Here is a 12,238-nt window from a genome sequence, read left to right as displayed (position 1 = left end):
GTTTCAACTACACAGCGCTCAGGAGTAATGCTCAGGATGGCAATTCCGGATTTTCAAAGTGTGATGCGCCCGGTGCTGCAGGCGGTTGGCGACGGCGTGCCGTTGCCGCTTAGCGCCCTGCGCGTGCGCATCGCCGATGTATTCCAGCTGACGGAAGAAGAACGCAAGGAACGGCTGCCTTCGGGGAATCAGACCGTGATGAACAACCGGGTGGGCTGGGCCAGAACCTATCTGAACAAGGCTGGCCTGCTGAAGATCCCGAACAAAGGAATGGTGCAAATAACCGACCGGGGGCGGGAGGTGCTTGCAACTGGACCGGAGCGAATCACCGTGAGCTGGCTGAAGCAGTTTCCGGAATTCGCCGATTTCCATACGGCTAAACCGCAGGTGACAGATGCCGCTGCCGTTGTAGACGGTGATCTAGCCGAAACCACACCGGATGAGCAGTTGGCCGAAGCCTATCAGGCGTTGCAGCAATCCCTGGCCGACGAACTGCTGGCGCAGGTTCGGGCTGCTACGCCGAGCTTCTTCGAGCAGGTAGTCGTCGATCTGATGATCGCCATGGGCTACGGTGGTTCGCGAAAGGAGGCCGGCAAAGCGACTCAGCTCACCAACGACGACGGTATCGACGGCATCATCAAGGAAGACAAGCTCGGACTGGATGTGATCTACCTGCAAGCTAAGCGCTGGGCCAACACCGTGCACCGCCCGGAGATCGACAAGTTCATCGGCGCACTGACGCGAAAGCGAGCGCGCAAGGGCGTATTCATCACCACCTCGGACTTTTCTACTGGCGCGAAGGATGCGGCGCGCGGTCTGGATATCAAGGTCGTATTGATCGACGGCATCGAGCTCGCCCGCCTGATGGTCGAACACAACCTCGGCGTGAGCATCAAGCAGGTGTATGAGGTCAAGCAGATCGACAGCGACTACTTTTCCGAGGAGTGACCACGCCTGCGCTGTGAGGGCCGGCGCGAACGTGGTTAGTGTCGCCCAGCCTGCCCGCAAGATTGCCGGTGGAGATTCAGGCGCGTGTCGAGGCGCAGGGCTGCTTGCTGAGACCTTCGACCATCTTTCGACACCGCAAAGAAAAAGCCCCGAGAATCGCAAGATTCTCGGGGCTTCGTGTTTGGTGGAGCCGGGGGGATTTGAATCCCAAACTTCAATATCCCGGCCAAATCAAGGCTTCAGCGCATTATGCAAGAAACCTTGATTTGTTGGATTGCTCACAGTGAGCGCGAGTATATGAACCTTTCGAGCCTTGTCAAGCATCGCATTCACCTATCTGTGAGAGTGGCTTTGCGTGCGTTGGCGAGTAGAGCTGCCCGCAGTCGGTTGGGTTTAGGCTGCGTTGAAGCCAAACGCTCCTGAGTTTGAAGTTACCAATGATCTAGGGAGGCGCCTTGGGTTTCTAAGGTGTTCCCGTTGGCACCCGATCATAATCACCTCAACTCAATTTACGGTCTTATTTTGACTGCGGTTCAAGGTTCATGGAGCAGGATTGCCTGGTGTGATTCCAGGTTTCAATCGCGAGGTGCGAAAATGGATGGGGCTGACATCGCTCGCTCAACGCGCGGTTGCCAATACCTTACGAGCGAACGTAACCAATTCAGGGCAGTCACCGTTGGTGCTGTTTCGGTCAACAAAAAAGCCTCGGATGCCTACTGCCGTTGGCCCATCTCGGTCGCAACGTTGGGAGTCACCGATCATCCACGATGCGGTCGGGGACGCCCCAAGCTGATCGCAAATCCAACTGTAGATGGTGGGTTCAGGCTTCATTACGCCTAAATCACAGCTAAACGCATATGCGTCTAGCATGGGGTAGCAACGCAGGACGGCTTGCCGGTACGGGAAAGCCAAATTCGAGCAAACACCGATTCGAATGCCTTGCTCTTGGAGCAGTTTCACCGCTTCGAGCCCGTCAGGATATGCCTCAACGGCTGCGATCTCTTCTGCCAGGACAGTTTCCAGAGTGCTCAATTGTTCAGGGCTTGCAGTGATCCCCAAATGCGCTGCGGCTTGCGTCAACGTTATCGCAGATTTCATCAGGAAAGACGCGTCGTCCGGGCGGGGGCGCCGCCCATGCGCCTTTCCGATCTTCATCAACTGTCGGTACGGATGCGACCCATCTTGAATCTTTATCAGTGTCCCGAAAGCATCAAAAATGACGGCTTGTATGGTCATTAGACATCCCGTTACGACAGGGTATGAAGGCTGGCGCATTCAACCGACGTGCTTGATTGGCCCCGAATACTTCGCTGTAGCATGATTATTGGTTACTAGGATGAAGCCTTCCGAAGCTGCTTGTCCGATGAGCATCCGATCAAATGGGCGCTGTGAAGGAGAGGCGAGGCCGCAGCCGTAATGGCGTGTCGGCTGGTCACGGACAGCTCCTTGTAGTCGCCGTCCAGAAGAGACCTTCTTAGTACTCCTGAATCGAACTGAAAGCTTGCTTTGCCCATCGCGTTTTGGCCGATTTCCCAGATGCTAGCGGCGCTGATGAACAGCTCATTGGCGCGATCCTCGATCATCTCCACAGCCCCGAGTTAGCTAACCCACTTAGTCTATCCCCTCATTGGAGGGGCAGCTGTCATGGTCAATTGCAGGCTGTAAACAATTGCGGTTTTTCCGTGACGCTGCGGTTATATGGAATTATGGCTCAGCCATAATTATTGCTGAGCCATAATTTCCATCATTTTGTGGCCTCGCCGTACAGCTCGACGCGTGGCGCGCTTCGTGCGTGCACTAGATAGGTAGCTAGGTGTTAGTGAGCAGATCTCAGCGTACGCAGACTTTCTCGAACCTTCCCCTCGCTACAAATTACTCAGATCATCCGCTTTCGTTTGTATTTTAAGCAGTCGCGAGGAGTCGCGGCACCCTTCCGCGTCACAGACGCGCCTCGCTTGTGGTGATTACCAACGGTGCGAAATTTCAAAATTCAAAAAGACGACTCCGAGCCGGTTGGATCAGCCTCGCATCGTCCGTGGAGATGTCTTGATCTCAAATAGTCATTGACCGCGCCCAGGACATACATACGACCTGACATACCAGAGAACCTGACAGAAATGTAATGGTTACTTCAGCCTTTGGTCAGGACGCTTTGCATATATTGGCTGTCAGACGCTGCAAGCATTGAAAAACCGCGAATGTCCCTGCAATAGGCCAAGTTCGTCGCTAACCAATCCATAAGGTGCCCCGTATGTCCTCTCAGCAGTGCCATCACCAGCCCGACCAAACGAAAGGTACTGCAGCACTCACAGACCCCGTCTGCGGGATGAAGGTGGAAGAGGATAGCGAGCATCAAGAGCATTATCAGGGAAGCACTTACCGCTTCTGCAGCCAGGGTTGCCAGACCAAGTTTCGTTCCGACCCTGCTCGATATCTCGCTGCACCGCAGGCTCATGGGACCTCCTCTCGGGCATCTACCCCACCCGCACAGAAACCACCCGCCGGTGATGCAACGACAGAGTACACCTGCCCGATGCACCCTGAGATCCGCCAAATGGGTCCAGGTGATTGACCTATCTGTGGGATGTCATTGGAACCTCTGATCCCTGAACTCGACGAGGAGGAGAATCCCGAACTCAAGGACTTCTCGAAGCGATTCTGGTGGTCTCTGCCCCTGACCGTAGCAGTAACCCTGTTGGCAATGGCGGGACATGCGATACCGCTGTTTCACGGCGCTAGCCAGAACTGGGTTGAACTAGCCCTTACGACCCCGGTTGTCTTGTGGGCAGGTTGGCCATTTTTCGTGCGCGGTTTCGCATCAATTAAGCATCGCAGCCCAAACATGTGGACGTTGATCGGGCTTGGCACAGGGGCTGCGTATATTTACAGCATCGTAGCAACCGTCTTACCGAGCATATTTCCAGAGTCATTCACTGTGGGCGGCCGGATAGGCGTTTACTACGAAGCCGCAGCGGTCATCATTTCACTGACGCTTTTAGGTCAGCTGCTCGAACTGAAGGCCCGCTCTCAGACATCTTCCGCAATCAAGTCCCTGCTTGGCTTATCACCCAAAACAGCTCGCCGTATCGCCAAGGATGGTTCCGAGGAGGACATCCCGCTCACACATGTTCACGAGGGCGACCATCTGCGCGTTCGTCCTGGTGAAAAGGTACCCGTTGATGGAGAGGTGTTAGAGGGCGAGAGCGCCGTCGACGAATCCATGCTAACGGGCGAGCCGGTTCCGGTGACGAAGCGGACAGGCGATTCGCTTATCGGCGCGACGATGAACACGAGCGGCTCGCTTGTCATGCGAGCCACCAGGGTTGGCTCCGGGACTATGCTTTCACAAATCGTCCAGATGGTTGCGAATGCGCAACGCTCCAAAGCACCCATGCAGCGAATGGCGGACACGGTTGCGGGTTATTTCGTGCTGACGGTCATTGGTATCGCCTTGCTGACATTCTTTGCATGGGGCCTGTTTGGACCCGAGCAGGGCTGGGTATTCGGCCTGATCAATGCAGTTGCGGTTCTGATCATTGCTTGCCCTTGCGCACTTGGCCTTGCAACGCCTATGTCGATCATGGTTGCCACAGGCAAAGCGGCTGGAAGCGGAGTGCTTTTCAGAGACGCAGGCGCCATCGAGAACGTCCGTAAGGTAGACACGCTGATTGTCGATAAAACAGGAACCTTGACCGAGGGCCGACCTGTCTTCGATCGGGCCATAGGCGTCACGCCGTTTGACTCGCAGGAAGTCATCCGTTTGTCTGCCAGCTTGGATCAAGGTAGTGAGCATCCCCTAGCCCACGCGATCGTAGACCATGCCAGAAGCGAAGGTATCCAGCTGGCGAAGCCAGAGACCTTCGAGTCAGGGTCAGGTATCGGAGTCCGTGGTCTGGTGGAAGGCAAGCAGCTACAACTAGGCAACACCGCGCTTATGGAAGATGCGGGTGTGAGCGTCGAGCCGTTGAGAGATCAGGCAGAAAAAATGCGCGAGAGCGGTACCAGCATTGTGTACCTGGCTGTTGATGGGGCACTTGCCGGCTTGCTGGCCGTATCGGACCCAATCAAACCGACTTCCAAGGAAGCTGTAGCGCGGCTCCAAGCGGAGGGCGTGCAAGTCATCATGGCCACCGGCGACGGGCTTACCACTGCCCGCGCGGTGGCTCGTGAGCTATCGATCGATGAGGTGCATGGCGAAGTGAAGCCGCAGGACAAGGAGGCGCTGGTGGTTAAGCTACAAGCCCTAGGTAAAGTAGTCGCCATGGCAGGCGACGGAATAAATGATGCGCCGGCGCTCGCCAGGGCTGATGTCGGCATAGCGATGGGCACGGGCACTGACGTCGCCATGAACAGCGCCCAAGTTACGCTCGTTAAAGGTGACCTGATGGGGATACTGCGCGCGCGCACGCTTTCGGTGGCGACGGTTCGCAATATGCGTCAGAACCTTCTGTTTGCCTTTATGTACAACGGGTTGAGCATCCCGATTGCCGCAGGTCTGCTCTATCCGTTCTTCGGACTGTTGCTGTCTCCGATGATTGCTGCCCTGGCCATGAGCCTCAGCTCAGCATCGGTTGTGTTCAACGCACTCCGGCTCCGTCAAACGCGTGTAGTTTGAAGCCTGTCGGCTTAGGCTTAGGCTTAGGCTTAGGCTTAGGCTTAGGCTTCGGTTGCGAAGCGACCGATTGCCTAATTGATTGCTCATGAATTGCCCCGTAAGCTGGAAATATGAAGTCCTACATGCGCTCCTTCCTTATCCTGCTGCTAGTGCTTGCGCTTCCGATCAATGGGATAGCGGAAATGCTCATGCCGGTTGGATCGTCCGGGCATCACGTGATGTCCGATATGGAAGGTGTGGGCGCCATGACGACCGACCACGCTTCGATGGTTGGCGCCGATGACGGTGCTGAACACGAGTGCTGTGAAGCGAATGAGCATGGAACGGCGACCGTCTGCAAGACGGGCCAAGAATGCAAAACTGCAAGTATCCTTCAGCTTGTCTCAATAAAAGCCCAGCTGATGCCTGCTGCTAAACCCGTGACCACTCCCTATAACGGCCTGATCCCCTCTAGCCTTTTAGACGCCGTCTGGCATCCACCCCGCGTCTAATTCCGATCAAATTATAGGAACCGCCCGAGTGAGCATTCGGGCCGGCTACCGCGCGCCTTTGGCTCGCATGAAAGATCAGGAATCCTTCGCAAATGAAACCCCGTATTTATTGGGCGCCGCCGTACGTGGCCGCCTTGATCATGGGCGCGCTCTCGTTTCCAGGGTTAGCGTCCGCTTTGACCTTAGAACAAGCTCTGAGCGTGGCCGAGCAAGACGCGCCTTCGCTGCATGCGCAAGCCGCCAACCTGGTGGCCGCACGCAGCGCTGCAATCCCTGCCGGCGAGCTTCCTGACCCTAAACTTAAGCTTGGACTGCAAAGCGTGCCCATCGAAGGTGACGCTCGCTGGCAGTTGGAGCAAGAGGCCATGACCATGCAAATGGTTGGGGTCATGCAAGATGTGCCAAACCGAGCGAAAAGGCGCGCTCGTGTCGAGGCCGCGCAGGCTAGTGTTGCGCTCGCAAACGCCCAGCAAACGGTTGAACGTCTCGGTGTGCGCCAAGCAACCGCCGAGGCATGGATCGCTAGCTTCGCGGTCGAGCAGAAGCTAAGCCTTTTCAAGCAGCTTTACAGCGAGAATCAGCTCCTTTCGCGGGCTGTTCAGGCCCGCATTGCTGGCGGCAGCGGACAAACCGCAGACAGCGTACTTCCGAGGCAAGAGGCAGCATTGCTGGCTGAACAAGAGGATGAGCTGCTGCGTAACCAGGCTGTTGCGCGGGCCGGCCTCCGGCGCTGGATAGGCGAGCTAGCAGGCCAGCCGCTTACAGGTGACTGGCCGCAATGGCTTGCCGCCGTTGATAACTATCAGCACAACCTGAACCGGCACCCGGCGTTACTCGCCTTCGACCCGATGACTCGTGAAGCGGAGGCAAAGGTTCACCAGGCCATCGCAGAGAAAACACCGGATTGGAGCTGGGGGATCGACTACCTGCGACGTGGCCGTGAGTACGGCGACATGGTGAACCTCAGCGTCAGCTTCGACCTGCCGCTGTTTACCAGCTCTCGGCAGGATCCGAAGATCGCGGCCGAACGAGCTCGCCTTGCCCAGATCGAGGCTCAGCGCCAAGCGACCTTGCGCCTGTACAACCAAGAGCTGAGTACTGACCTCGCTGAGTATCAGCGTCTGGACCGCGCACTCATCCGCCTCGACAAAACCTTACTACCCCTCGCTGAAGAGAAGGTCCGCCTTGCCATGGCCGATTACCGCTCCGGAAGCGGTGAGCTGACCGCTGTGATCGAAGCGCGACGACAGCTTGTGGAGACCCGGCTACGGCGTATTGACGTCGCCCGCGATCGATCGTTGAGCAATGCCCGCCTGCATTTCGCCTTTGGAGATACCCGACCATGACATTCCAACACAAGCGGCTGGTACTCGCCTTCAGTCTGCCTCTGATGATTAGCGCTGCAGCGCTAATCGGTCTGCCTACCGCAGCCTTCGGACAATCGCCTGCAGAAGAAGACAAGGAAGTGCTCTATTGGTATGACCCTATGGTCCCCCAGCAAAAGTTCGATAAGCCGGGCAAGTCGCCATTCATGGATATGGAATTGATTCCACGCTATGCAGATGAGGGAAGCGACGGGGCATCGATCAGTATCGACCCGAGCGTGACGCAGAATCTCGGCGTGCGCTTGGCAACCGTAACGCGTGAATCGATCAGCCAGTCGCTCGAAGCGACAGGCGCGTTGATGTTTGACGAGCGAGACGTGGCGGTTGTGCAGGCGCGTGCCGGTGGCTTTGTCGAGCGCGTTTACGACCGAGCACCGGAGGATGTCATCGAAAAAGGCGCGCCGTTAGCCGATCTTTTGGTTCCCGAATGGGCTGCCGCACAGGAAGAGTACCTGGCGCTCAAAGGGGTCGGCCAACCCCAGCTGCTCGCAGCGGCTCGCCAGCGGTTGCGCCTTGCTGGCATGCCGCCAGAAGTCATAGTGCAGCTAGAACGAACTGGTAAAGCGCGCCCTGTTTGGACAGTGAGGAGTCCAATAGGCGGCGTGCTGAACAGCCTCGACGTTCGCGAGGGCATGACCGTATCCACTGGTGCGTCTCTGGCACGTGTTAATGGGCTGGAAAAGGTATGGTTAGAAGTTGCGGTGCCTGAGGCGCAGGTTGCAAATGTGGCGCCTGGGCAGCTGGTCAACGCGCGCCTCCCGGCCTTTGCAGGTGAAGTTCTGGAAGGGACGATCCAGGCCGTACTACCACAAGCCAACCTGGATAGCCGCACTGTGCGTGTCCGGGTCGAGCTACCTAACCCGCAACAACGGCTTCGTCCCGGCATGACGGCCGAGGTGACGTTGAGTCGCAACGTCGAAGATGTCTTGGTCATCCCGTCCGAGGCGGTCATTCGCACCGGTCGGCGCGCATTGGTGATGCTGGCCGAGGATCAAGGCCGTTACCGCCCGATTGAGGTTCGCACAGGCCGGGAATTCGATGACCAGACAGAGGTGCTTGAAGGGCTGGAAGCCGGTCAGAAGGTCGTGGCGTCCGGTCAGTTTCTCCTGGATTCAGAGGCGAGCCTACGCGGGCTGACCGCTCAGGGTTTGGAGGAGCCTGCAACTTCTACAGAACCTGCGCTGCACGAGGCTGAAGGTACGATCGTCAGCCTGGAAGATGGCATGGTTGGCCTGTCGCATGGGCCGTTCAAGACGCTGAACATGCCTGGGATGACCATGTCCTTTCCGGTTGCGGATCAATCCCTGCTGTCAGGCTTGCAAGTCGACGACCGCGTCCGTGTGGGCGTGCGTGAAAGCGAAGAAGGCCTGGTCATTGAGCACATCGAGAAGCTGGGGGGCCAGCCATGATCGCAGCCATAATTCGCTGGTCAGTGGCCAACCGCTTTCTGATCCTGCTGGCTACTGTGTTCGCGGTGGCTTGGGGTGTCTGGTCGGTCAAAAACACCGCTGTTGATGCATTGCCAGACCTTTCCGACGTTCAGGTCATCATCCGCACGCCATACCCCGGGCAGGCGCCCCAGATCGTTGAGAATCAGGTCACCTACCCACTGACGACGACCATGCTGTCTGTCCCCGGCGCAAAGACGGTCCGCGGCTACTCCTTCTTCGGGGATAGCTACGTGTACGTCCTGTTTGAGGACGGCACCGACCTCTATTGGGCCCGTTCTCGGGTGCTGGAGTACCTGAGTCAGGTGCAGAGTCGGCTTCCCGCCGCCGCCAAACCCGCTTTGGGCCCTGACGCCACAGGTGTCGGCTGGATCTACCAATATGCTTTGGTAGACCGAACGGGCAAACATGACCTCTCGCAGCTGCGCTCTTTGCAAGATTGGTTCCTGCGCTATGAGCTCAAGACACTGCCCAACGTGGCGGAAGTCGCGCCCATAGGCGGGATGGTCAAGCAGTATCAGGTCGTACTGGATCCCGTGCGCATGGCAAGCAGGGGCGTGACGCAGCAGCAGATTGCAAAGGCGATCGATGAAGCCAACCGTGAAACCGGCGGGAGTGTTCTGGAACTCGCAGAAACCGAGTTCATGGTCCGTGCGACCGGGTATCTCAAGACACTCAAAGACTTTCGAGCCATTCCTTTGCGTCTCGACGGCGGCGTGCCAGTGACGCTAGGGGACGTTGCGCATATCCAGCTCGGCCCGGAAATGCGCCGGGGCATCAGCGAGCTTGACGGTGAAGGTGAGGTAGTCGGCGGCGTGGTGATCCTGCGGAGCGGCAAGAACGCTCGGGAAACCATCGCTGCCGTTCAGACCAAACTGGATGAGCTGAAAGCGAGCCTGCCCCAAGGCGTCGAAATCGTCACGACGTACGACCGTAGCAAGCTGATCGACAGTGCCGTTGAAAACCTCACGCACAAGCTCATCGAGGAGTTCATTGTCGTTGCGTTGGTTTGCGCGATTTTTCTGTGGCATCTGCGCTCGTCGTTGGTCGCCATCGTGTCGTTGCCGATCGGCATCCTGATTGCTTTTGTGATCATGCAGCGGCAAGGCATCAACGCCAACATCATGTCGTTGGGTGGCATCGCGATCGCGATCGGAGCGATGGTCGATGCAGCAATCGTCATGATCGAAAACGCCCACAAGCACATTGAGGCCTGGCACAAGCGGCATCCTGACTCCACCTTGAAGGGCCAGGAGCACTGGAAGGTCATTACTGACGCGGCTGTTGAAGTGGGGCCGGCATTGTTCTTCAGCCTGCTGATCATCACGCTGTCGTTCATTCCAGTGTTCACCCTGGAGGCGCAGGAAGGCCGGCTGTTCGGTCCACTGGCGTTCACCAAAACCTATGCAATGGCAGCCGCCGCGGGCCTGTCTGTCACGCTGGTTCCGGTGCTCATGGGGTATTGGATCAGGGGCAAAATCCCTGACGAACACCGTAATCCACTCAACCGTGGCCTCATCTGGATCTACAAGCCGGCCCTGGACGCGGTACTGCGCTGGCCCAAGATGACTCTGCTGGTGGCTGTTCTGGTCTTCCTGACAGGCTTGTGGCCGGCCTCTCGCCTTGGTGGGGAGTTCTTGCCCCCGCTGGATGAAGGTGACCTCCTTTATATGCCCACTGCGCTTCCAGGCCTCTCCGCTCAGAAGGCTTCTGAGCTACTGCAGCAGACGGACCGGCTCATAAAAACGGTTCCAGAAGTTGCACACGTGTTCGGTAAGGCTGGTCGAGCCGACACCGCTACAGATCCCGCCCCGCTGGAAATGTTCGAGACGACCATTCAGTTCAAGCCGAAGGATCAATGGCGCCCTGGGATGACGCCTGACAAGCTGGTTGAGGAGTTGGATCGCACCGTACAGGTACCTGGATTAGCCAATCTGTGGATCCCGCCGATTCGAAACCGTATCGATATGCTGGCGACGGGTATCAAGAGCCCGATCGGGGTGAAAGTGTATGGCACTGACTTGGCACAGATCGACAAAGCCACCCAGGCAGTGGAAAAAATCGCCAAAACGGTGCCTGGGGTCAGTTCGGCGCTTGCTGAGAGACTGACCGGCGGCAGGTATATCGATGTGGATATCGATCGTGTCGCCGCCGCACGCTACGGCCTGAATATCGCGGACGTGCAATCGATCGTGGCCGGTGCCATCGGTGGTCAAACCATTGGTGAAACCGTGGAAGGGCTCGCCAGGTATCCGATCAACATCCGCTATGGCCGCGAGTGGCGCGGCTCGATATCCGATCTGCGCAACCTACCGATCTACACGCCGCAAGGCAGCCAGATCACGTTGGGGACCGTGGCCAAAGTACAGGTGACAGACGGACCGCCCATGCTTAAAAGCGAAAACGCAAGGCTGTCGGGCTGGGTTTACGTCGATGTTCGTGGCCGCGACATGGCGGCTGTGGTGGGCGATCTGAGGGAAAAGATCAGCAAAGGGGTCCAGCTCGAATCCGGCATGAGCATCAGCTATTCCGGCCAATTCGAATTCATGGAGCGCGCTAACGCGAAGCTGAAGCTCGTCGTTCCGGCTACCTTGCTGATCATTTTTGTATTGCTCTACCTAACGTTTGCCCGCTTTGGCGAGGCGCTGCTCATCATGGCTACGCTGCCATTCGCTCTGACCGGGGGCGTCTGGTTCCTATATCTGCTCGGGTACAACCTATCCGTAGCGACAGGAATCGGATTCATCGCACTGGCAGGCGTTTCTGCTGAGTTCGGCGTCATTATGCTGCTGTATTTGAAGAACGCCTGGACGGATCGGGTTAACGCTGGAGCCCATGGCGAAGGCGTCCTGCTCGACGCCATTCGTGAAGGTGCTGTCCAGCGAGTGCGCCCCAAGGCCATGACCGTCGCCGTGATCATCGCTGGCCTGCTGCCCATCCTTTGGGGCGGCGGGACCGGCAGCGAAATCATGAGCCGTATTGCCGCGCCCATGGTGGGCGGGATGATCACCGCGCCGTTGCTCTCCCTGTTCGTTCTGCCGGCAGCCTACCTGCTGATGCGCCGCCGGCAATTGCAGGCCCAGCACGCAACCAAACCCACTGGTGAACATCCGTGAAAATCAAGCACCTCAGCCCTCCTTAAAAGACGGGGCCTGGTTGAATGTAGAGTTCATCTTGAAAAGGCATGGTTTCGACTATTCGATTCACATAAAAAGCAAAGGAGCAAGCGACCGTCACATACGCGGCGGTCGCAGCAATACAAAAGGTTGCGCTTACAGCTTTGTAATTTGAAGAACAGCTTACTGTAAGTGTTGTGCCATTAAGCTATAGGCATCAAACAATCAGGAGTTT

The 12,238-nt window shown here is 57.4% G+C and carries 7 protein-coding genes and 1 pseudogene; 6 read left to right on the top strand and 2 right to left on the bottom strand.

Annotated features, from left to right (window positions below):
• The first annotated feature begins 36 nt into the window (after positions 1–36).
• A complete protein-coding gene (locus NAO55_RS07865; protein WP_102838578.1) occupies positions 37–948 on the top strand; it encodes a restriction endonuclease in 912 nt (303 codons plus the stop codon).
• Positions 949–1,566: 618 nt separating this feature from the next.
• Here the strand turns inward: NAO55_RS07865 and NAO55_RS07860 are convergent.
• Positions 1,567–2,184, bottom strand: a complete 618-nt coding sequence (locus NAO55_RS07860; protein WP_019407037.1) for an HAD family hydrolase — start codon at positions 2,182–2,184, stop codon at positions 1,567–1,569.
• 95 nt (positions 2,185–2,279) lie between these two features.
• Positions 2,280–2,531 (bottom strand): PIN domain-containing protein, encoded by a 252-nt coding sequence (locus NAO55_RS07855; protein ID WP_026006656.1) that lies wholly within the window; start codon positions 2,529–2,531, stop codon positions 2,280–2,282.
• A gap of 668 nt (positions 2,532–3,199) precedes the next feature.
• Here NAO55_RS07855 and NAO55_RS07850 point away from each other — a divergent pair.
• From NAO55_RS07850 to NAO55_RS07830, 5 genes and pseudogenes are all read left to right on the top strand, one after another.
• Positions 3,200–5,563, top strand: a pseudogene (locus NAO55_RS07850) (heavy metal translocating P-type ATPase).
• 110 nt (positions 5,564–5,673) lie between these two features.
• Entirely contained in the window at positions 5,674–6,054 is a 381-nt protein-coding gene (locus NAO55_RS07845) for a hypothetical protein (RefSeq protein ID WP_014822249.1), read from the top strand.
• A gap of 92 nt (positions 6,055–6,146) precedes the next feature.
• Complete coding sequence (locus tag NAO55_RS07840) at positions 6,147–7,400, top strand: TolC family protein (protein WP_003292652.1); 1,254 nt, start codon at positions 6,147–6,149, stop codon at positions 7,398–7,400.
• Positions 7,397–8,848: an efflux RND transporter periplasmic adaptor subunit gene (locus tag NAO55_RS07835; RefSeq protein ID WP_019407035.1), complete on the top strand. Its 1,452-nt coding sequence runs from the start codon at positions 7,397–7,399 to the stop codon at positions 8,846–8,848. The genes NAO55_RS07840 and NAO55_RS07835 overlap by 4 nt, the downstream gene beginning before the upstream one ends.
• Positions 8,845–12,003, top strand: coding sequence for an efflux RND transporter permease subunit (locus NAO55_RS07830; protein ID WP_102838577.1), 3,159 nt, complete (start codon positions 8,845–8,847; stop codon positions 12,001–12,003). Before NAO55_RS07835 ends, NAO55_RS07830 begins: the two co-directional genes overlap by 4 nt.
• Positions 12,004–12,238: the final 235 nt, after the last annotated feature.

The sequence above is a fragment of the Stutzerimonas frequens genome (assembly GCF_024448335.1).
In the GTDB taxonomy this organism is placed as follows: Bacteria; Pseudomonadota; Gammaproteobacteria; order Pseudomonadales; family Pseudomonadaceae; genus Stutzerimonas; species Stutzerimonas frequens.
This window is presented reverse-complemented; position numbering and strand designations above follow the sequence as displayed.